The organism is Rhizobium vallis (assembly GCF_003985155.1).
Taxonomy (GTDB): Bacteria; Pseudomonadota; Alphaproteobacteria; order Rhizobiales; family Rhizobiaceae; genus Rhizobium; species Rhizobium vallis.
Window position 1 is genome coordinate 41,138 of the sequence record NZ_ML133701.1, and the last position, 20,170, is coordinate 61,307.

17 protein-coding genes and 2 pseudogenes are annotated in these 20,170 nt (G+C 60.0%); 12 read left to right on the forward strand and 7 right to left on the reverse strand.

Annotation, left to right across the window (positions count from 1 at the left end):
* Positions 1-52: 52 nt before the first annotated feature.
* A complete protein-coding gene (locus tag EFQ99_RS30655) occupies positions 53-1,243 on the reverse strand; it encodes a DUF1173 domain-containing protein (RefSeq protein WP_064820021.1) in 1,191 nt (396 codons plus the stop codon).
* A 309-nt stretch (positions 1,244-1,552) separates the two neighbouring features.
* Between EFQ99_RS30655 and EFQ99_RS35725 the strand changes: the two are divergent.
* The 6 genes and pseudogenes from EFQ99_RS35725 to EFQ99_RS35225 all read left to right on the forward strand — a co-directional run.
* Positions 1,553-1,810: pseudogene (locus EFQ99_RS35725) on the forward strand (toprim domain-containing protein); the annotation flags it as partial.
* Positions 1,811-2,134: 324 nt separating this feature from the next.
* A pseudogene (locus tag EFQ99_RS30665) lies at positions 2,135-3,075 on the forward strand (DUF2493 domain-containing protein).
* Between the two features lie 84 nt (positions 3,076-3,159).
* Complete coding sequence (locus EFQ99_RS30670) at positions 3,160-3,426, forward strand: type II toxin-antitoxin system Phd/YefM family antitoxin (protein WP_004676093.1); 267 nt, start codon at positions 3,160-3,162, stop codon at positions 3,424-3,426.
* Entirely contained in the window at positions 3,423-3,821 is a 399-nt protein-coding gene (locus EFQ99_RS30675) for a type II toxin-antitoxin system VapC family toxin (protein ID WP_008536014.1), read from the forward strand. Before EFQ99_RS30670 ends, EFQ99_RS30675 begins: the two co-directional genes overlap by 4 nt.
* Before the next feature lie 606 nt (positions 3,822-4,427).
* Positions 4,428-4,751: a DUF736 domain-containing protein gene (locus EFQ99_RS30685; protein WP_004676095.1), complete on the forward strand. Its 324-nt coding sequence runs from the start codon at positions 4,428-4,430 to the stop codon at positions 4,749-4,751.
* A gap of 342 nt (positions 4,752-5,093) precedes the next feature.
* Complete coding sequence (locus EFQ99_RS35225) at positions 5,094-5,261, forward strand: hypothetical protein (RefSeq protein ID WP_004676096.1); 168 nt, start codon at positions 5,094-5,096, stop codon at positions 5,259-5,261.
* Between the two features lie 80 nt (positions 5,262-5,341).
* Here the strand turns inward: EFQ99_RS35225 and EFQ99_RS30690 are convergent, their stop codons facing one another.
* Positions 5,342-5,647: a WGR domain-containing protein gene (locus EFQ99_RS30690; protein ID WP_004676097.1), complete on the reverse strand. Its 306-nt coding sequence runs from the start codon at positions 5,645-5,647 to the stop codon at positions 5,342-5,344.
* A gap of 502 nt (positions 5,648-6,149) precedes the next feature.
* Between EFQ99_RS30690 and EFQ99_RS30700 the strand changes: the two genes are divergently transcribed.
* Together EFQ99_RS30700 and EFQ99_RS30705 are read left to right on the forward strand one after the other, a co-directional pair.
* Positions 6,150-6,632 (forward strand): hypothetical protein, encoded by a 483-nt coding sequence (locus EFQ99_RS30700; RefSeq protein WP_004676098.1) that lies wholly within the window; start codon positions 6,150-6,152, stop codon positions 6,630-6,632.
* A gap of 154 nt (positions 6,633-6,786) precedes the next feature.
* Positions 6,787-7,056 carry a type II toxin-antitoxin system prevent-host-death family antitoxin gene (locus EFQ99_RS30705; protein WP_008536018.1) on the forward strand — a complete coding sequence of 90 codons (270 nt, stop codon included), beginning with the start codon at positions 6,787-6,789 and terminating at the stop codon, positions 7,054-7,056.
* Positions 7,057-7,064: 8 nt separating this feature from the next.
* Here the strand turns inward: EFQ99_RS30705 and traG are convergent, their stop codons facing one another.
* Genes traG through EFQ99_RS30720 form a run of 3 tightly spaced genes read right to left on the reverse strand, consistent with a single transcriptional unit; the run spans position 7,065 to position 9,491 of the window.
* Complete coding sequence (gene traG, locus EFQ99_RS30710) at positions 7,065-8,984, reverse strand: Ti-type conjugative transfer system protein TraG (protein ID WP_097603307.1); 1,920 nt, start codon at positions 8,982-8,984, stop codon at positions 7,065-7,067.
* Entirely contained in the window at positions 8,981-9,214 is a 234-nt protein-coding gene (locus tag EFQ99_RS30715; RefSeq protein WP_012490309.1) for a conjugal transfer protein TraD, read from the reverse strand. Before EFQ99_RS30715 ends, traG begins: the two co-directional genes overlap by 4 nt.
* Entirely contained in the window at positions 9,204-9,491 is a 288-nt protein-coding gene (locus tag EFQ99_RS30720; protein WP_012490308.1) for a TraC family protein, read from the reverse strand. Before EFQ99_RS30720 ends, EFQ99_RS30715 begins: the two co-directional genes overlap by 11 nt.
* 178 nt (positions 9,492-9,669) lie before the next feature.
* Here EFQ99_RS30720 and traA point away from each other — a divergent pair, with 178 nt between their 5' ends.
* Positions 9,670-14,367 (forward strand): Ti-type conjugative transfer relaxase TraA, encoded by a 4,698-nt coding sequence (gene traA, locus EFQ99_RS30725; protein ID WP_097603306.1) that lies wholly within the window; start codon positions 9,670-9,672, stop codon positions 14,365-14,367.
* 105 nt (positions 14,368-14,472) lie between these two features.
* Here the strand turns inward: traA and rctB are convergent, their stop codons facing one another.
* Both rctB and EFQ99_RS30735 read right to left on the reverse strand, forming a co-directional pair.
* Complete coding sequence (rctB, locus tag EFQ99_RS30730; RefSeq protein ID WP_097592257.1) at positions 14,473-14,943, reverse strand: SMa0974 family conjugal transfer regulator; 471 nt, start codon at positions 14,941-14,943, stop codon at positions 14,473-14,475.
* A 163-nt stretch (positions 14,944-15,106) separates the two neighbouring features.
* Positions 15,107-16,120 (reverse strand): class I SAM-dependent methyltransferase, encoded by a 1,014-nt coding sequence (locus EFQ99_RS30735; RefSeq protein WP_097603305.1) that lies wholly within the window; start codon positions 16,118-16,120, stop codon positions 15,107-15,109.
* A gap of 289 nt (positions 16,121-16,409) precedes the next feature.
* Between EFQ99_RS30735 and EFQ99_RS30745 the strand changes: the two genes are divergently transcribed.
* The 3 genes from EFQ99_RS30745 to EFQ99_RS30755 all read left to right on the forward strand — a co-directional run bounded on the left by EFQ99_RS30745 (position 16,410) and on the right by EFQ99_RS30755 (position 19,998).
* The gene (locus tag EFQ99_RS30745; protein ID WP_210293994.1) at positions 16,410-17,261 is read left to right on the forward strand and encodes a helix-turn-helix domain-containing protein; all 852 of its coding nucleotides are present in this window, start codon (positions 16,410-16,412) and stop codon (positions 17,259-17,261) included.
* Between the two features lie 71 nt (positions 17,262-17,332).
* Positions 17,333-18,589: an MFS transporter gene (locus tag EFQ99_RS30750; RefSeq protein WP_097592254.1), complete on the forward strand. Its 1,257-nt coding sequence runs from the start codon at positions 17,333-17,335 to the stop codon at positions 18,587-18,589.
* 2 nt (positions 18,590-18,591) lie between these two features.
* Positions 18,592-19,998, forward strand: coding sequence for a hypothetical protein (locus EFQ99_RS30755; protein WP_016737467.1), 1,407 nt, complete (start codon positions 18,592-18,594; stop codon positions 19,996-19,998).
* Positions 19,999-20,170 lie beyond the last annotated feature (172 nt).

The following is a 20,170-nucleotide window of genomic DNA, read 5'->3' on the forward strand; positions in this document are numbered from 1 at the left end:
GATGGCTTCCTTTTAGGGCGTCTACGTCGCTGACCAAGGAGGCTGGTGTGGATTATGGCAGCCGCGGCATTTCGCCGTCGGCTACACGCCAGATCCACGGCGTCATCTCGGCTCTCGCGGCGATCATCTCATTCAATGCAACGTCGTAGTCTTCGTCGGCCTTCGTCGGAACGATGAACATGGCGATCGGCGCTGGCCTTGCCTCCGGTAAGGTCACGGAGGCAATCGGCTGGTCGCGCGAAAGATCGAACCGGAGTCCTTTCACGCTCCTTCGCTTCAGGCTGGAGAGCCGCTCCAGGAGACGCTGTTCATGGATGGTTTCGAACGGGATCCAGTTCTCGTTGACCACCATCAGCGCCACTTCCTCGACCGAAGCTATCCCCGCTCCCGAAATGCCGAACGTGGCGATGACGATGAGATGAAACCCCTCGTTGGATCGCCACAGTTCCAGTTCGGTTTCATATCGGGCATTCAACCGTTTCCACGCCCCCTCATCGAGCATGAAGGGGAAAGGCAGGTGGCGCACCAGCATCTTCTGGCCATCGCGCGCTGAGGAAAATTCCTTTACCTCTCCGACGGTCATCATCAGTTTCCGCGGACCGGGACCGGTTAACTGGGCGCCGGCCAACATAGCCGCACGCCGCGCTGAAATCCCCTCTTTGTCGTCCTGATGAAACACTTCCGGGACAAACAAGATATCGCTGAGAGGGCCGCCGCGGACGATCATCTGCTTTGCCGCGTTCACCAGACTGCTGCGCACGCGCCCCCAGCCGCGTTTCCCGGCCCATAGCGAGGTCCATTCCGTCAGCTCCCCCATGTCCCAGAGATAATGGAGCATCGCCCTGAGCGAGAGCTTCTTGGGCTCGCTTCGCACAGTCTCCGACGGCTCCGAAGGCGATGTCGACGTCGATCGGCCCCCTCGTTTCGACAGCGAAAAATTGAGTTTCAGCGTTGCCGCACCGGTCGCCGCGTCGATTTGGATGGCGTTGCCGATCAACGGCCCGAGGCCGGATAGCTCATACGGCGGGTCGTAAGACGAGCAGCCGGGATCATGCTGCCGGCCTGAGAGCGGCATGCGTTTGATCAGGAATTGGCCATCCATCCGGGCAATGTACATCGGCACCGGCGGTTGCCGACACGGGCAAAGTGGCCTGAGCTTCTGTTCGTAAGCGCGTTCGAGCTGCGGCAGAAACTCTGGAGAACTGTCGTCGAACGCCTGGTTGCCGATCAAAAACTGTCGCACGTCGTTCCTCCCTTGCCTGGCCAAAGGCTGATCGAGCCGTAAAAGGAAGGCGTAGCATGAGCTTCGCGGACTTTACTAGCGCAAAATAGTTAGTATGTAAATGTTACGGCCGCTGGGGCCGATTTCAACGCCAAGGCAGGAAAGAAGATACGTGCATTCCAGCCTCCAAAAATTAAAATTAACGATCATGATAATTAGAAGTCAACGGTGCGTTGATTAGAAGTCAGCCGGTCAAAATGTAGAGGCTGCGCCAGCATGAAGTGAGTTCTAATCGCGTGCTACCCAGCCCTTCGAGCCGGCCGGCACTGAACCGCCGATCACCTTGCCGCCTTCCGACTGCCCGATGGCTGCCGGCGTCTCTACATCGCAGCTGACGCCGATGCGGCCGGCCGGCACGTATCGAGGGATTGAGCTACCGCGCCCAGGCGCTGGGGATCCTGCCGCTAGTGCTTGCCCCGGAGTTCGGCGACTTCAACGAGGATCTGCGCCGGCTCAGTCCGGAACGGCTCATCGCTAATCTCAGGGCGCAGCTCGTTCTGAAACGCTCTGGCCTTTCTGCCCGCATGATCGAGCCGGACGGGGAAGGTGAGGGCGTGAGGGCCTACAGGATGGCAGGTCTCTGCCGGTCGCCGCACGGGTAGGCGCCCGCCCGCGGGCCTGCCGAGAGGCGACCCTTACCATGCGGCGGGCGGGCCTTCAGCGGGTCGCTCAGGTTTCTTCCCCTGGCTTGGGCCGCGTGCGGCCCGCCATTCCTGGCACAGCAAGAAACCTCCCTTCCGCCGCCCGGCGCTTCGCCGCGGCGTCAGGCGCCGCGGTTCCGGCCCGTCTGCCGCGTGGACAGGGATCGCCGTCAGGCCGCGAGAGGCGCGGCCCAAATCCGACGGAGACCATCTGAACCTAAGTCTTCCCATCGACGACGCCTTCGAGCCCCGCCCCGCCTCGTCCCCAACCGACCGTTTCATCTACGAGATGCAGATCTACGGCCATCGCCCCTTCCAGGATGAACCGGACCCGCGTCCGCTGCCGGAGGAGCCGGTCGTCCAGTCGGCGCTGACCGCCATGTTCGATGCTCTATTCGAAATGCTCGGCGATACCCGCCTGGAGCCCGATCTCGAAGACCTCCTGTGGTCGACGGTCAATCTCTTCCACCGCGCCGGCGAGCGCATCCAGCGGGAGCTTCAGCGTAATGAGGATAGCCAACGCAACGGTCAGCGCGAGCAGGACGGCTCGGAGGTCAAGAGTGTCGAGTTGGAGCGCCTCGTTGCCGAAGGCATCACGCTGCTTGAGCGCCGCAATGCCTTCGAGTTCATGCGCGCCTATGCGGGCGACCACTTCGAAGCCAATGCGGCTCGGCATGGCGGCCGCGGACGGGCTCCAAGGTCAGCCACGCCAACATGACCGCGGCGATGATCGACTCCAGAGACTTTCCATCCGCCCGCCGGCGCGCCGAGACCGAAGTGCTGATCCCGGCAGGCACCAAGATCGCCTTCGGCGGCGGCATCGACTACAATGATCACGAACGAATCTGGGCGAAACTCGATCAAGCCCTCGCCAAATATCCCGACATGGTGCTGCTGCACGGCGGCTCGCCGAAGGGCGCCGAACGTATCGCTGCCTGCTGGGCAGAAGCGCGCAAGGTGATACAGATCGCCTTCAAACCGAATGGACGAAGCACGCCAAGGCCGCACCGTTCCGCCGCAATGACGACATGCTCTCGGTCATGCCGGCTGGCGTCGTCATCTTCCCCGGCTCCGGCATTACCGGCAATCTTGCCGACAAGGCCCGCCGACTTGGCATCTCCGTTTTGGCAAGCGGCGGGAGATGGCGCGTAAGCGCCATCTGTCCATACGGCTGAAGGAGATGCTTGCATTTCGCAAAAATTGTGTACACATTTGCCGCTGAAACGGAGCTTCGCCATGACCCAATCTCGGCAGCAGATACCATCTCCCCGCCGTGTCGGCGTGCGGGAATTTCGCGGCAACCTGACGTCTTTCCTCAAGCAGGTCGAAGACGGCCAGCGGTTCGTCCTGACGTCGCATCACAAGGTTGTCGCCGAAATCGGCCCGCCGTCAGCCGGCGTCGTCATGCGGAAACCAGGCGCGTTGCGCGGAAAGATCAAAGTTGCCGATGACTTCGATGGTCTGCCGGCGGATGTTCTGAAGTCCATGGAAGACGGGACGTGAGGCTGCTGCTCGATACACATGCCTTGCTGTGGTGGCTGAACGACGACGAGAAGCTAGGGAACCATGCGCGTCGCCTTATTGGCGATCCCGAGAATGATGTCCTCGTCAGTGCTGTCTCCCTTTGGGAAATCACTGTGAAGCTGCGCATCGGCAAACTTGATGCCGATATCGAAGAGATTGTTGCGATTTTGCCGGATCAAGGTTTCGACCGGCTGGATATCTCGGACGCGCATCTTATCGCTCTCGCTGCTCTTCCACTTCATCACCGCGATCCTTTCGATCATCTGCTCATGGCGCAAGCCGTGGCGGAGGGAGCGTATTTGGTTTCGGACGATCAAAATGTCGCGCTTTATGGCATTCCGTTTGTGACTTGCTCCGATCCTGTTGCCTTGTGATCTCACCGAGCTTGGCTCCGCGGATGAAGCCGGCTCAGATCGTTCCGGTTGCGTGTTTGCCAATGGCGATGTACCTGGCGACCCATCGGCGGCTCAGGTGCTTGGGAGCGGGCACGTTTGGGGAAGATCACTCATTCGACGCCCGCGTGAACAGCTTCACCCGGGATTGGAGCACGGTGTGCAGACGGCAATGCGGTGCCGCGGCGACCTCGCCGATCAGCAGAAATGTTATCGAGGTGCTCACAGCCTGCCGCAGCCGGGAGCGGGCGAGGGTATTGTGTTGATCGACATGCGGGCGAAGCGTCCGTGGAGTGTGCGGCCAATATCCCCCAGTGCTTGGACCGGGAGGCCATGGTTTGTTGTCTCCTTCGATTGCCCCGAACCATTCCCGTTTTATATCGCTCGTATAGACGACCGCCTGCTTTGGCGGCCAACCCCTGAAGGGGTAAGACTCGCCCGAAATTTTTGCAAAATTCGATTTCGGTTCGTTTATCCTGGTGGAAAATAGAATTTTGCAAAATTTTCAGGCGAGCTGACCGCAGCAGGTCGGCCGTCTCTTCGTGCGCCATCGGGAATGGTCCCGAGCAACCGAAGGAGACAACAACCATGGCCACCACGATCGCAACGCTCACGCAGAAGACCGACGGCATCCTCGAAGGCGTCTTCGCCACGATCCGGGTCAACGCCCCGATCGCCATCGTCCCAAATGCCAGCAAGGCAAGCGAAGAAGCGCCCGACTACCGCGTCATTCACCGCAAGACGGGCTTCGAGATCGGCGCCGCCTGGAACCGCATCGCGCGGCAGACCGGCGAGGAATACCTCTCAGTGAAGCTTGAGGCTCCCGAGATCGGTGTGATCTTCGGCAATCTCGCACCGGCACCCGGCGGCGATCCTAGCAAGAAGGTGATCCTCTGGAACAGCCCGAACTGAAGAACAAAGCGAGCGGCCCCGAGCAATCGGGGCCGGCTTCGCCGTATCTCAGGTTTTGCGCGCAATAGCGGGATTGAAAGCGGGCATCGAGCCCGCCTTCAATCCTCCTGTCGTGCCACACGAGACCAAGGACCCTGTCTGCTCAGATACTTGAAGTCTGCCGTGAGGCTCGTGCCGCCTCAAGGACTTCGCGGCCCCTCCTATTTTCAGCCGGCGCCCTGAAGGGCACCGTCAGAAAATCGGTTCCTCCGCTCGCCGGCTCCGCCGGTCGCTGACGCGATCCTTGACCCGGCCCGATCCTCACGACCCCGGGCGTCATCTTTCACATTTCAGGAGACGACGATGACGATTGCACTCGAAATTCAGGTTGAGGAACTGCGGGCCGAGCTCAGAAACGCCGATCCGGCTGAGCGCCGCCAGATCGAAGCGGAGCTGGAGATCGCTCGGGCCGAACTGAGGGTAGCGATCGCCGAGCAGGAGGGCGCCATCGACGCCGCGCCACCCTTCTGAGGCGGCGTTTGCCTCCTCGCCTGGGCCGGCACGCCGGATCGACCGGCGCGTCGACCCGAAGCTGCGCTTCACGCCGATAATTACCGGCAAGGACCAGGAAGACTTCCGCGGACAGCCCGGACCATGGGTTCCCGTCCGACATTTGTGTTCGGCCTATAGCCGCGCGCCCGTTTTGATCGGAGAAGTTCGAGGAACATACGGACTGCATCCTCCTCTCTGTCGAAGTGATGCACCATGGCTTGTCCGATCGTTCCGATGCGTCCCCATCGCCGCGTCAGGCATGGTGTGCCGAACAACGTCGGTTCGATTGCGAGCGCGTAGAAGCGCGCCATGTTTTTCGTCGCGTCCCTGCGTTCGATGTAGAGCTGATAGGGTTGAGTGAGCATGACGGAGAGTCGCCTCTTCCAGCTTTTGCGTCTAACGACACTTATGAATCGGTCGGCCCACACCGATTCATTTTTGTGATGATCGTTGAAGCCGAAGATCATGGATTTGGGCGAGCCGGCCAATCGGCGGCCGGGTGCTATTCGCTCCGCTCACGGAGCCCGAACACCGTCTCCGCCTCCGGTCACGCCCCCTCTCGCGGAATGACGTGAGCGAATTGCCCAGCCGCAGGGCGGCGGTTCTATCCTCGACACCTCCTGCCGGCTCACGCCGGAAACGGTCGCGTCCCCTTCGGGTCCGCGGGTCTCTTCTCTCTCTGACGTCCAATTTTACTCCAGCAAATCCGGCGTCAAGGACGGCGCGTCTCCCCCAATTTTTCCGCTGCTGCGTTTCACTGCGCTCTGGAAAAATCGGTTCCCCCGCTTGCGAGCCGCGTCCCGCGGTCCTTGACCCCTCTTTGCAAGAGAGTGGCCGATCTCCGTCATCAACGAAGGAGATCACATTATGACAACCGATCAGAACCTCATACTCTACACCAAGTTTGCCGGCTTCCGGCTCGTCGTCCTGGCAAACCGCTTCGGCTGCGACAGCGATTTTTCGCGAGAGCTTCACGATCGCCTGGTTGAGGGGCTCGACGCGGCAATCGATCGGATCAGCGTCATCATGGAATTGGAACGAAGTGTTCTCATCGGGGAGGATGAATTCGCCGAATATCAGCTGGAGGGCGAGATCGAGATTTTCGGGCGCTTCACTATCAATCTGCTGGACGAACTCGAAATTGATTACGACACGCATGAATTCCGCGTCAACGGCGGCGATTGGATGAGCGCTTGGGCTGCCGACGACACTGGCGTCGATATCAACTATCCTGAGCTCGTTGCGCTGATTGCGGACGAACTCGGCTCGCTGGCGCCGATCATCAAGGATATCACGTTGGCAACTCGCATCCCGGTCTATGCGGGGCGCGTCGTTTGGTCATGGTGGTAGCAGCACCATCTCACATACTGAGAGGCGACAGACGAGGTTGCCTCTCAGTTGCCGATGGCCCTCAAGTGAGCCGAGGAAGGACGGCTGCGAAGTTTCACAACAATCGCAGTAATGTTGTAAATGCTGTAAATTCCAGCGATAGCAAGGAAGCCCAATGCCGAAGCCAAGCGGGACGTATTCAACCAGTGACCTCTCACGTAAATCCGGCGACATCATCGCCGAGGCGCTGCGTCATCCGGTGACGATCACCCAGCGGAACAAACCCCGGCTGGTTCTCCTCAATATCGAAGATTATCAGCAACTGATCAGGCAGGCAGACCGACGCACCGTCGGCACTATCGAAACGATGCCCGATGAGCTTTTTGCCGAACTCGAAAACGCCGTCGACGCCTATGCCGGCGAGGACGAGGTGGGCCGCTCATAAAACCACGATCATAGCACCGGTTTGACGAAACGATTGACCTTCGCTGCCTGATCCATCTCCTTTCGCCGGAAGTAGATCGCCCGGCCGCAGCGGATCGGACTATGCCCCTGGACGATGATGATCTGCTCGTCCTTCCTCATCGACTGGGTGATCTCGTGCGGCATGATCAGCGGCCGGCGCTGGAAGTTGACGTTCTCGGATCTCCTGGATGCATTGTTCTTCGTGTCCCAGCCGATGTTGCGGGAACTGCCCTTCACCTCCACCGTCATCTCGCCACATTGCGCAGAGAGGTTGCGCGCCGTGTCGAGCGCCTTGATCGCTGCGTAAGAGGCGAAAGCGCAGCCATCGATCCATGACGTCGCGCCATCCTTCCCGAAATGCCGCTCCAACTGCCCGACCGACTGGTACATCAACATCATCGAGATGCCGTACTTGCGGCCGCGGTCGCGCGCCTCCTCGAGCACCCTCATGTAGCCGAGCAGATCGACCTCATCGAGCATGAACAGCGCCCGGCGCTGGAAGGCGCCGTCGGCCTGCACCATGGCGTTGATGAGCGAGCCGATGATCACACGAGCGATGCCCGGATAGGAGCGCAAGATCGATGCGGAGATGTTGAGGAAGACGTCCTTCTTGCCCGAAACGATATCGCTCGGTTTGAAGGCATTGCCGCAGACAAGCGCGGCATAACTGTCGAGCGACAGCCACTGCGTATCCTTCGATGCGGTGGAATAGACGCCGCTGAAGGTCTGCTCGGTCATGTTGGTGAAGACACCCAGAGTTTCGCGGATGAAGTCCGATTGCGAGTTCTCCTGAATGTCGCGCAGCATGGCGAGCACCGAGGGCTCCGGCTCCGAGACGATCTCCCTCAAGCTTCGCAGATTCCGCCGGCCGGCATATTCCGGCGACAGCATCACATGAGCAAGCAGCCCCGTCAGCAGATTGTGCGCCTGACTCTGGAAATAGGAGCCCGTCGAGCTTTCGAAGCGCACGCTCTCCGATAGCAGCATATGCGCGATGCCGACAATATCCTCTTCCTTTTGGCGCGACGTCTCTATCCCGTCAAGCACGTTGAAGCCCATGATCGGGTTTGTGGGGTCGAGCACCATCACCTCGCGCCCGAGCGCATGGGTGCGGTGCTCGACGACCATGGGCGCCACCTCGGTGGAGGGATCGAGGCAAATCAGGGGCCCGGTATATCTGAGCGCCGTCGGCACAACGTTGCTGGTCGTCTTGTATCCGCCCGATCCCGCGAAAAACAGCATGTGGGTGGAATCGAAGTCCTGCTTGTATGTCAGCAGCGGCGCCTTGCCGCCCTGTCCCCATGTGCCGCGATCGTTTGCATCGAAGGGGAGCTGATGAACAATTTCCTTGTCGACCCGATAGCGCTCGCCGACGACGATCTCCCCATCGGGCGGAAACAGTTTTGCGGCCGCTGCCATGGACAGCCAGTCGGCGTCCCCGAACGTTCCGCGCCGGGCGCGGTTGATCTCATCCGGCACGACGACGGAGATGCGGGCCGATACCGCCACTGCCAGGAATCCCGCGACAGCGCCGAGGACTGCGACCATATCAAGATAGGATAGCGCTCGATCCCATGTGATGACCCCGGTTTGCACCGAAGGTCCAAGCCGCGCGAATTCGCGCATGGCATAGGAGGCGGAGACGCCCAGATAACACAGAAGGCTTGTCATCGCGACCGGCCTTCGCCGATGCAGCGGCAAGGCCCAGACGGTCAGTAGCCCGGCGAGCGGCCCGAACAGCAGCGCCGGCACAGGTGCGGCTCGCAGGAACCAGTATTCCATCCTTCCCGGCATGCCGGCGGCGAGCCCAGGCCAACGCCAGCCTGCAATGTAGACTGCAATTGCCGTGACCACGACAGGCGCGAAAACGAACAGCAGGCTCGGATGCGGCTTCCCTCTCGCTATCATTCAGCCACCTCCTCGATACGCGACGGAATGCCGTTCAACGAAGTGATTTTGAAAGCGTCTTCGCCGATATGGCTGAGGCGCCGATGCTCGGGCGAGCCCGGCATCAGTCGCGCCAGTTCGATGAGTCCGCCAAGCAGGAACGCCCGATCCGCCTTCGACAGTCCGGCTTTGATGACGATCCCGCCGAGCAGGATTTTCTCGCGTGTGTCGCGTTTGCGTTCAGCCGTCATGTGGAACCTGGCCCTGCGCTCCAGCGCTGCTATCTGCCGGTCGGCGCGTTTGAGGAGCGGGGCCAGCACCCCCTTTCTTTTCCCCTTTGCGAAATCGCGCGGCGATCTCCTCGATGATCCGGTCGACCTCCTCATCGGCGATCTCCATCTCTGCCAAGCCGGATTTCGTCGCGGCGCGGGCAAAACGCTCGGCCGATTTAACTATCAACAGACGTTTGCGTTCGCGCAGCTTCTCGATTTGCGCATCGAGATCGGAAATCGATGATTTGATCGCCATTCCTGGTTCCTTTCCGGTTCAGATAATCGAACACGAAGCGATTATACTAACTAGAAGACGATAGTAAAGTGAGGTACGTTGCAACGGGAAAGACGGCATCGGCCTTGTCAGGCCGATCTGTTTGAGGGCGCAATATACGTCGCTGTCGCGACGTGCTTGGGCCAGTCTGGAGACGCCAGTGGCGATCATGTTCGTCAGAGCGCAGGTGATCAGTAGGGGATCGGGACGCAGCATCGTCTCGGCTGCCGCCTATCGCCACCGCGCCCGGATGATGGACGAGCAGGCGGGAACGTCGTTCAGCTATCGCGGTGGGGCGGGCGAACTGATGTATGAGGAACTGGCGCTGCCGGATGAGATCCCGGATTGGCTGCGGTCGGCGATATCAGGTCAGTCCGTCAGCAAGGCCAGCGAAGTGTTTTGGAATGCCGTTGACGCCTTCGAGACGCGGGCAGATGCGCAGCTCGCCCGCGAACTGATCATCGCGCTGCCGGAGGAGCTGACGCGGGCCGAGAATATCACGCTGGTGCGCGAATTCGTCCGCGACAATCTCACCTCGAAAGGAATGATCGCCGACTGGGTCTATCACGACAAGGACGGCAACCCGCACATCCACCTGATGACGACGCTCCGGCCGCTGACGGAGGAGGGGTTCGGGGCAAAGAAGGTTCCAGTGCTTGGTGAGGATGGTAAGCCGCTGCGCGTCGTCACGCCGGACCGCCCGAACGGCAAGATCGTCTACAAAGTCTGGGCGGGCGACAAGGAAACGATGAAGGCGTGGAAGATCGCCTGGGCGGAAACGGCCAACCGGCATCTGGCGCTGGCCGGACATGACATCCGCCTCGACGGTCGCTCCTATGCCGAACAGGGCCTCGACGGCATCGCGCAAAAACATCTCGGGCCGGAGAAGGCGGCGCTGGCGAGGAAGGGCAGGGAGCTCCACTTCGCGCCGGCCGATCTCGCCCGCCGCCAGGAGATGGCCGATCGGCTGCTTTCAGAGCCGGAGCTTTTGCTGAAGCAGCTCGGCAATGAACGCTCTACCTTCGACGAGAGGGAAATCGCTAAGGCGCTGCACCGTTATGTCGACGATCCCACCGATTTTGCCAACATCCGCGCCAGGCTGATGGCGTCGGACCAATTGGTCATACTGAAGCCGCAGGAGATCGAGGCAGAGACAGGAAAGGTGTCGGAGCCCGCGATGTTTACCACGCGGGAGATGCTGCGCATCGAATACGACATGGCGCAGTCGGCGCGGGTTTTGTCGGAGCGTCGCGGCTTCGGCGTTTCCGAGCGGAATGTGACGGTGGCGATCGAACGCGTGGAGAGCATCGAGAGCGGCGATCCCAAAACTCCGTTCCGGCTCGATGCAGAGCAGGTCGATGCTGTCCGTCATGTCACCGGTGATGGTGGCATTGCCGCTATTGTAGGCCTTGCCGGCGCCGGCAAATCGACGCTGCTTGCTGCCGCACGTCTTGCCTGGGAGGGCGAGGGACGCCGGGTGATCGGTGCAGCCCTTGCCGGCAAGGCGGCGGAAGGGCTGCAAGACAGTTCCGGCATCAAGTCGCGGACACTTGCCTCCTGGGAACTGGCCTGGGCCAATGGCCGCGATACGCTCCATCGCGGTGATGTGCTGGTGATCGACGAGGCCGGCATGGTGGCCTCGCAGCAGATGGCCCGTGTGCTGAAGATTGCCGAGGAGGCTGAGGTAAAGGTCGTGCTGGTCGGCGACGCGATGCAGCTGCAGCCGATCCAGGCCGGTGCTGCCTTCCGGGCAATTACCGAACGCATCGGCTTTGCTGAGCTTGCCGGCGTGCGCCGCCAGCGTGAGGCCTGGGCGCGCGATGCCTCGCGTCTGTTTGCCCGCGGCGAAGTCGAGAAGGGCCTAGACGCCTATGCCCGCCATGGCCATCTGGTCGAGGCAGGGTCACGCGAGGAAACGATCGATCGCATCGTCTCCGACTGGGCTGCTGCGCGCAGAGAGGCAATCGAGCGATCAACGTCTGAGGGCAGGGATGGCCGTCTTCGCGGTGATGAACTGCTGGTGCTCGCCCACACCAACGACGATGTCCGCAAGCTCAACGAGGCGCTGCGTGAGGTGATGGCCGGCGATAATGCCCTCGGCGAAAGCCGCAGCTTCCGGACCGAGCGCGGGGCGCGAAAATTTGCCGCCGGCGACCGCATCATCTTCCTGGAGAACGCCCGCTTCCTCGAGCCGCGGGCCAAGCACTCCGGGCCGCAATATGTCAAGAACGGCATGCTCGGCACGGTCACCGCGACCGGCGACAAACGCGGCGATCCGCTGCTGTCGGTTCTGCTCGACAATGGCAATAAAGTCGTCTTCGGCGAGGACAGTTATGACAATGTCGACCACGGCTATGCCGCAACGATCCACAAATCTCAAGGGTCGACCGTCGACCGCACCTTCGTGCTCGCCACCGGCATGATGGACCGGCATCTGACCTATGTGTCGATGACCCGGCATCGCGACCGCGTCGATCTTTATGCGGCGAAAGAGGATTTTGAGCCGAGACCGGAATGGGGACGCAAACCGCGTGTCGATCATGCCGCCGGTGTCACCGGCGAGCTTGTCGAAACCGGCGAAGCCAAATTCCGGCCCGAGGACGAGGATGCCGACGACAGCCCCTATGCCGATGTCAGGACGGACGACGGAACCGCCCATCGGCTCTGGGGCGTCAGCCTGCCGAAGGCACTCGAGGAGGCCGGCATCCAGGAAGGCGACACCGTGACGCTGCGCAAGGATGGTGTCGAGCGGGTCAAGGTCCAGATTGCCGTTGTCGACGAGGAGACAGGTCACAAGCATTACGAGGAGAGAGAGGTCGATCGCAACGTCTGGACGGCCAGCCAGGTCGAGACCGCTAGCGCACGACAGGAGCGCATCGAGCGGGAAAGTCATCGGCCGGAACTCTTCAATCCGCTCGTCGAACGCTTGTCGCGCTCCGGTGCCAAGACGACGACGCTCGATTTTGAGAGCGAGGCCAGTTACCGCGCACACGCGAACGACTTCGCCCGGCGCCGCGGGCTCGATCATCTCTCGCTTGCCGCAGCCGAGATGGAGGAAAGCCTTACCCGGCGCTGGGCCTGGATTGCCGAGAAGAGGGAGCAGGTGGCCAAGCTCTGGGAGAGGGCAAGCGTGGCGCTCGGCTTTGCCATCGAGCGGGAACGGCGGGTCGCCTACAATGAAGAACGGAGCCAGACGATGGTCGAAGCGACATCCAGTGACGCGCGAACTGCATCCCACTCCGTCTCGGGCGCAAGTGCTGCTGAAACACGCTATCTGATCCCGCCGGCCACGTCCTTTGTCAGCAGCGTCGAGGAGGATGCGCGGTTGGCGCAGCTTGCGTCGCCGGCCTGGACAGAGCGGGAGGTGATCCTGCGGCCGCTGCTGGAGAAGATCTACCGGGATCCGGATGCAGCGCTCGTCTCGCTGAATGCACTGGCGTCGGATATCGGAGTCGCACCCAGCAGGCTCGCCGACGACCTTGCGGCAGCCCCTGGTCGGCTTGGCCGGCTGCGTGGCTCCGAGCTGATCGTCGACGGACGCGTGGCGCGTGAAGAGCGCAATCTCGCTGTCGCGGCCGTGAAGGAACTGCTTCCGATGGCCCGTGCCCATGCGACCGAGTTCCGCAGGAACGCCGTACGGTTCGAACTGCGCGAGCAGACGCGCCGCGCGCATATGTCATTGTCGATCCCGACGCTCTCCGAACGCGCCATGGCGCGTCTTGTGGAAATCGAGGCGGTGCGCAGCCAGGGCGGGGACGATGCCTACAAGACGGCCTTTGCGCTTACCGCCAAAGATCGATCGGTGGTGCAGGAGATCAAGGCGGTGAGCGAAGCTTTGACGGCCCGCTTTGGCTGGAGCGCATTTAGCGCGAAGGCGGATGTGATCGCTGAACGCAACATAGTCGAGCGCGTGCCGGAGGATCTCACGGATGAACGGCGCGGAAAGCTGATGCGGCTGTTCGAAGCCGTGCGGCGCTTTGCCGACGAGCAGCACCTCGCCGAACGTCGGGATCGCTCAAAGATCGTTGCCGGCGCCAGTGTCGATCTGAGGACAGAGACGGAGAAGGGGGTGGGGAAGGAGAACCTTCCCATTCCCCCGATGCTCGCCGCCGTCACCGAGTTCAAGATCCCCGTTGACGACGAGGCGCGATCTCGGGCTCTTGCTTCGCCTCTCTATCGTCAGCAGCGTGTGGCACTGGCGAACGCGGCAACGACAATCTGGCGCGATCCGGCTGAAGTCGTCGGCAAGATCGAGGAACTTCTCCAGAAAGGTTTTGCCGCCGAGCGCATTGGAGCCGCGGTGACCAACAATCCTGCCGCCTATGGTGCCTTGCGTGGTTCGGATCGCCTGATGGACCGGATGCTGGCCTCTGGCCGAGAGCGGAAAGAGGCGACGCGGACCGTGCCGGAAGCTGCAGCGCGTCTGCGCGCGCTCGGTGCGGCCTACACCAATGCGCTCAACTCAGAACGCCAGGCTATCACGGACGAACGGCGGCGCATGGCGGTTGCCATTCCAGCTCTTTCGAAAGCTGCGGAAGAGGCGCTGGTGCGCCTGACGGCCGAGGCGAGGAAGGACAGCAGAAGGCTCGGCGTCTCCGCCGCGTTCCTCGATCCGGGCATTGGCCGGGAGTTTGCGGCCGTCAGCCGGGCGCTCGACGAGCGCTTTGGTCGCAATGCCCTCGTCCGAGGTGACAAGGATCTTGTCAACCGCGTGCCGCCACCGCAGCGCCGAGCTTTCGCGGCGATGCAGGAGCGGTTGAAGGTCCTGCAGCAGACTGTCCGTCTGCAGAGCAGTGAGCAGATCATAGCGGAGCGGCGCCAAAGGGCTGCTAGCCGCGCTCGCGGCATCAACCTCTGAGACTCGAAGAAAAGCGGGGTGACGAAATGGTTGGTAGATTGGAAAAGCACTACGACCTGATTGTCCCGAGATCGATTTTCCTTTGGGTGGCGAAGTTGGACGAAGCTATTGTTCGTCGCTTCCGCAGCGGTCGTTGTGGAGGCGATTGCAGGTCTCACCAGATCGCGTGTCGTCTGCGTGACGCCACTCTATAGCCCCCTCGGACACGGACGTGGCCAGAAACAAGCCTGCTTCCAGCAGCGCGCGGATGCCACAGAAGGTGACGTGGTCTCGCGCTGAGACCCTGAAGAACAAGCTTTCACTTGTCGGCCTTATGATCGCGCCTCCACCTTCGAAAGCTAGAAACCTGTCAGGTCCCACGGAGACGAGGGATTGGTAGAAGTCCTCGATTTGCGTGCAGATCTTGTCGGCAACGTGCTGCGTGCGCGAGATAGCGACACACGCTTCGGCGACGTGTACGCACTTTGGAACATCTTCCTCATCCGCGAATGATGGCGCTCGTGGCAGGACCAGATGCGCGTTGCCCGGCGGACTCAGCTCAACGAAGTGATGGACTTCGCCAATCGATTTCTTCATGCTGTTCCTGCCTGTTTGGAGAAAAAGGGCTTTTCGAGATGGCAAAGCGCTGAGGGCTGCTCAACGTGATGGAGCGCTTTCTGCTGACGCGAACGTTGTTCCAGTTGAGGCTCGTGAAGACGTGACGCAGTTGCGCTCACGCGACGGTGAAGATGAGGAGCCGCTAAAGGGTCCAGGATCGCCCCGATAGCCGCCTTGCTTCGGATTCCGGGTAAAGGCGGTAAGGAAGGTCCGCATAGACATATTCTGCCGGAATCGCGGGTGGGGACAGCTTCGATAGGAACAGGTCGAGATTCTGCTGACTGTTGCTGGAGACAAGCGTGTAGAAATTGCCGCTGTTCCAGGTGACGAATGAGTGTCCAAAGAACCGGCGTAGTGTTTCGCTCATCTCCGAAAGGGTGACTTCGTTTCGATCCATTCGCGTCAGCACCGTCTCTTCCTTCGCGCGAATATCTGACGCGCTGAAGAAGCGAGCTTTGAAGCTATGGTCCTTCTGGCGTTCCCGCCGGCGATATTCCTCGTCGTCTTCATGCCTGAACTTCTCGACGAACATGAAGAGCCCGTTGGTCTTGAGATGCTGCGAGACGAAACGGATCTGATCGAAGCGATTTGGCGAATACATCTGGAAAGTCGTGTCCTCGAGGATGATATCGAAACCGCTGCCAAACTTTCGGAGCTCCACGTCTTCTTGGACCCTTTGCGATGTCAGATGATGAAATGGTCCGTGAAAAAACATGGCATGAGGAGGAACGCCATAGGCATAGAAGCTTCTAAGGTTCTCGACGTTGGGACTGCATGACAGTGTTTCTATCCTGCCCTTGCCAAGTTCGCCGATCACACGAGCCATCGTCCCCTCGGCTGTACCTAGCGTGTAGAGTTGCAGTTGACCCTTTCTGGCCCGCGCGTATTTGAGGATCGCGCCGCCTATGCGGCACTCCTCTTCGAGGCGGTAGGGTATGCTGCTCAAGTAGTGCTTATCGAATGGACCTTGGCGCAGCGGATGAAGGGCTGAAAAGCGCCTGAACGTCATGTCCACTGGGAACAAGCGGCGATCGAGCTCAGGCGGACGGATAGGCATTCCGGCCTCACCGGATGCGGTGGTCGAAAAAAACTCAGAAAGCTCGTTAAGGCGCGGGGCGCAGTCGCACTCCTCAATGAAGTCGGCAAATTCACGCATGCGAAAGCCTGCCTTTCTCTCGCACCATCGCGTTGTTGGGATTCAGGAGGGAAATCGCGCATCCCGAAAAGATTGTGCCGTCAGCGATGATGTCGGCAGAAGATGATCGCGAACGTCATGTTTTCGCATCCACGATTTTGATTGGTTTTCATGAAATTGACATGAAATTCGACCTGAGGTTAAAGCCTGGCTTGTTGACAACTTGGGGTGAGGTAGGGTCGCTAACACACCGGTTTTTCAAGGGAGCAGCTGTCGAGTGGGGATCATTCCATCAATTCACCCCGAGAGGATGAAGAAGTCACAAGGGGAGATCATCCTTCACCAGCAAGGCCATTGGAGCCATGCCCGCGCAGATGTCGTTCGCCGGCGCAGTCTCGGGCGACAGGTTATCGACGTTGTCGCGGATGACCACCTGATCTTCCTCAACATAAGGGGTACGGCGGCATCCGGCGAAAACTTTCTGGACGGACGAAGAGTCGAGTTCAGTCCGCGTCCAGACGGCTCGCTTGTTTACATTCCGCCCGGTTGCCACTGGAGCGGTTGGGATGAAGGGGATGCTGAGGGTTGTTATCTTATGATAACCGTGACGCAGGATTTTTTTTCAAACCTCACGACTAAGCTGCCGCGCGTCGGCACCTTGCGTCCGGAGCTTGGATTTAGAGATCTGCCGATCCAATGCTTGGCGCGGCAGATTGCCGGAGAACTTTCACACGACGATTCCATGGGGAGTGTGATCGTGGAAGGGCATCTCGCGGCTATCTTCGGACTTCTGCAGCGCCGCTCCGGCACATCTGGCAGATTGTCTCGAGGAGGATTGTCGCCTACCGTTCTCAAGCGCGTGATAGGGCGGATTGAAGCTCACATCGATCGACCTCCAAGCGTGCGCGCTCTGGCTGAAGAGGCGGGATTGACCTACGAGCATTTTTCCCGCGCTTTCAAGCAGTCGCAAGGCTCGACGCCCTATGGCTTCTATAACCAACGCCGTCTTGAACGCGTGACCGACCTTCTCCGCACGACTGCGATCAGCGTGACCGAGATCGCCATCGCCTGTGGCTACTCCAGCGGGAGCCACCTCTCGACCAGATTTCGCCGAGAGACGGGATTTTCCCCTGCCGAGTACCGGGCGCTCTGGAAGGAGTAGCCTGGTTCTGAACTAGAGATAATATCAAATTCGTGAAAGCCGCCAGCTCTTCAGAAGAATAGCATGTCCCCATGAACCTGCCAGTAGGGAGTGTGGATGAAGTGGGCGCAACAAAAAGCAGCGGCATAGGGTGTTATGCCTCTCGCGGCATCTATCTCTTCTGTGTTCTGGCGTCGGCCACTGGCCGGAATGTCTACTTCGTGCTGGCGGCATGGGTTGCGACAGATGTCAGCAAGAGCGCGAGCGCTCTCGCCATCCTTTTGGCGCTCGGCAGTGCCGCCGAGTTGCTCACCAGCAACGTTGGCGGCGTTCTAGTTGATCGATTTGATCGTCGCTTCGTCTGTATCGCTTGCGATTTATCAAGGTTGATCCTCATATTTTCAACGGGTATTGGTCTCATGTTCGGTGACCCACTTAGTGTTCTTTGCCTATCGTGGACCATCTTCGCGTTCATCGACAGAACCTATTCGACTGCGCTGCAGGCCATCATTCCAGACATCGTGCGTCCTAAGAACCTCACTTCATTCAATTCGGCGTCTTATATTGCGATGCAGGCGGGCAATCTCATCGCCGCTATCGTCACCGGGTACAGCTTAACCGCCATCGGGATGAATCTGACGTCGATCTTGCCTGGCGCCTTTTTCGGCCTATCACTGTTGGGGCTGCTGGCACTGCTCGGCCGACAGCCGCCTTCTCGTTCTCGATCGGATTTGCAGGCAAAGAGCATTCGTCGGATGGATCTGTTGCCGACGACCTTCGTCGTTCACCCACTGAAGACCATCGCCGTCATGTATGCGTTGACCTATGCGATGGGCATGCTTGTGAGTGTATTGGGCGCCGCATATGTCACTCGCGAACTCAAGGGGTCGGCGCTAGAGTTCGGTTATCTCGAGGCAGGTTGGGCCCTCGGTTCGATTGCGGGCTGTTCAACCCTTCTTCTCAGAAGGGCGCGTTCGCGACGACAAAGCATCCTCTTCCAGGCGGCGCTTGCTGGCATTGTTCTGTTGGGCTTTCCTGTTTTCCAGAGCTTTTTGTCCGCGCTCGTTCAACTGGTGTTGCTTGGCTTCTGCTACAATGTCACGCGGATCCTGATCGATGTACGGGTTCAATCGACTGTTTCGATTGACATGTTGGGGCGGGCGCGAAGCCAGATCCACACGATCTGTGTTTCGATAGGGCTTCTTGCGTATGGCATCATCGGGACGATCGGAGACGCAATTCCACCTTCGGGGATTTTCGGCCTCTTCGGGGCGCTGATGGTGACCGTCGCGCTCTTCTTTCACTTTAACATGGATCGGGGAGCGCCGGTGGAAAGCCGGTGCGTCTGAGGATGGAGACGTCGCCCAATAGCGACCTGGTTTCAAAAGGTGAGGTGTTGACCCTCATTTTTGAATTATTCCCTTGGTTGCGTCAGTTTGAGCAGGCATCGCTGAACGACTACGCAAAGGCGGCTTTCTCGGTTGGATCGGATCAATCGGGCTGCGTCGCGCGAAGCCAGGCAATGTCTCTATTGCGGTCACGCGTGGCGGCCGTCGCGCAACGTCAGGGTTATTCAGCAGGGGCCGTGACGCGCTTTCAAACCGAAATCGAAGTCGCTCCGGTGCTGCAGTGTGGCCCCCACCTCCACCTGTTGATCGAGCCTGACGCCTTTTACACCCATCTGTTCTCCCTGATGGGACTTCGCGCGCATGGCAGGACATCCTATATCTCCTACGCTTGCTCGACAGTGAAGTTCGTGGAACGCGGTCGCAAGGGTCCGGCCTGGCTCCACGTCGATGGCGATGCAGTCAATGTCTTCGGCCTGTCGCGCAGCAAAATGATCCCCTACAGCATTCTTGGCAGAAACGGCTGCTACAGATTCCATCTTCAAAACGTCGACAGGCCCGGTCATGACTCGGAGGCAATTTCCTGCTTGCGAGACCTTTTGCCTCTTGGCGAATTCCAGTCGGCGGCAGAGGCGATCAAAGCGGCAAATCTTTGCCTCTGGAAGCGGTATTCTGACAGCCAGGTGGACTTTCTTCAGCTTGACGATAGCGACGTTGCCGATCTGGTCGCGGACCACCTTTCCGATGGCCGGTCCTGGCTGCGAGCCTCGTTGATCGAGGACCGAGCATTCGCGATGCGCCTCATCCATTGCATCGATCAACTCGCTGACACGGCTTGGCGAGGCTGGCTGAAAAACTCGACGCATTTTTTCTGGGGCTGCATTGAAGGGCGGCTTTTTCCACTTTGGCTGGATGGCAGGGTCCTCCGGTCGAAGGAGACAGATGATGTCTGTGTTGAATTCTCGCCGCCAAGTCTTGTGGAGGCCCTGAGAACTGGCCGGATCGTTCCGAACCTTCTGCTGATGTTCATCGTAACGTCGATCCTGCCTGGCGTGCGTGTCCTGGGTGGAAGTCGGCATACGATCTATTATCCGTTGATGCGCTGGGCATTCTGCGAGGCGTTGAGGAACAACCATCGTGACACACAGCTTCTCAACGCACTGTCAAAGGACGAACGGCCGGGGGTTTGGGGCCATCGCATCATCTCCTCGCCGTGCGAGCCGTTTTCGCTGCTGAATGCAGTTAGCCGCGGGGGTATTGCAACGCTTCTCGAGCAGTTCGGCAAGATGAGCATTATCGACGCTTGCGGGCCCTTTTCCAGCTTCACCCAGGACCCCCTATGGGCGGAGCTTGCGGTGGCATACTCCTCCCGGAGGGTGGGCAGACACTCCTCGCAATGGGCGTTCCGCTGATCGCACCTCCTTTGGTTTTCTGTCCACTTTACCGCCCGAAGCGTGACCTCTCGCTTTTGAGACAAGTGTCCGCGCGTAAAGCGAAGCTATTGAATCTTGTAAAGAATTCGGTTGCGCGGCGGGCGGATTTCAACTAGGTTTCGCAGCGAGGCAGTACGCGCTGCCTTGGGGA

Bases quoted from the DNA above. Each gene is read 5' to 3' on its own strand.
- EFQ99_RS30755 (WP_016737467.1), top strand. From the start codon at position 18,592: ATGGAGACGTCGCCCAATAGCGACCTGGTTTCAAAAGGTGAGGTGTTG.
- traG (WP_097603307.1), bottom strand. From the start codon at position 8,984: ATGATAGCGAGAGGGAAGCCGCATCCGAGCCTGCTGTTCGTTTTCGCG.
- rctB (WP_097592257.1), bottom strand. From the start codon at position 14,943: ATGAAGAAATCGATTGGCGAAGTCCATCACTTCGTTGAGCTGAGTCCG.
- EFQ99_RS30735 (WP_097603305.1), bottom strand. From the start codon at position 16,120: ATGCGTGAATTTGCCGACTTCATTGAGGAGTGCGACTGCGCCCCGCGC.
- EFQ99_RS30720 (WP_012490308.1), bottom strand. From the start codon at position 9,491: ATGGCGATCAAATCATCGATTTCCGATCTCGATGCGCAAATCGAGAAG.
- EFQ99_RS30700 (WP_004676098.1), top strand. From the start codon at position 6,150: ATGACAACCGATCAGAACCTCATACTCTACACCAAGTTTGCCGGCTTC.
- EFQ99_RS35225 (WP_004676096.1), top strand. From the start codon at position 5,094: ATGACGATTGCACTCGAAATTCAGGTTGAGGAACTGCGGGCCGAGCTC.
- EFQ99_RS30690 (WP_004676097.1), bottom strand. From the start codon at position 5,647: ATGCTCACTCAACCCTATCAGCTCTACATCGAACGCAGGGACGCGACG.
- EFQ99_RS30745 (WP_210293994.1), top strand. From the start codon at position 16,410: ATGAAGAAGTCACAAGGGGAGATCATCCTTCACCAGCAAGGCCATTGG.
- EFQ99_RS30715 (WP_012490309.1), bottom strand. From the start codon at position 9,214: ATGACGGCTGAACGCAAACGCGACACACGCGAGAAAATCCTGCTCGGC.
- EFQ99_RS30685 (WP_004676095.1), top strand. From the start codon at position 4,428: ATGGCCACCACGATCGCAACGCTCACGCAGAAGACCGACGGCATCCTC.
- EFQ99_RS30750 (WP_097592254.1), top strand. From the start codon at position 17,333: ATGAACCTGCCAGTAGGGAGTGTGGATGAAGTGGGCGCAACAAAAAGC.
- EFQ99_RS30705 (WP_008536018.1), top strand. From the start codon at position 6,787: ATGCCGAAGCCAAGCGGGACGTATTCAACCAGTGACCTCTCACGTAAA.
- EFQ99_RS30670 (WP_004676093.1), top strand. From the start codon at position 3,160: ATGACCCAATCTCGGCAGCAGATACCATCTCCCCGCCGTGTCGGCGTG.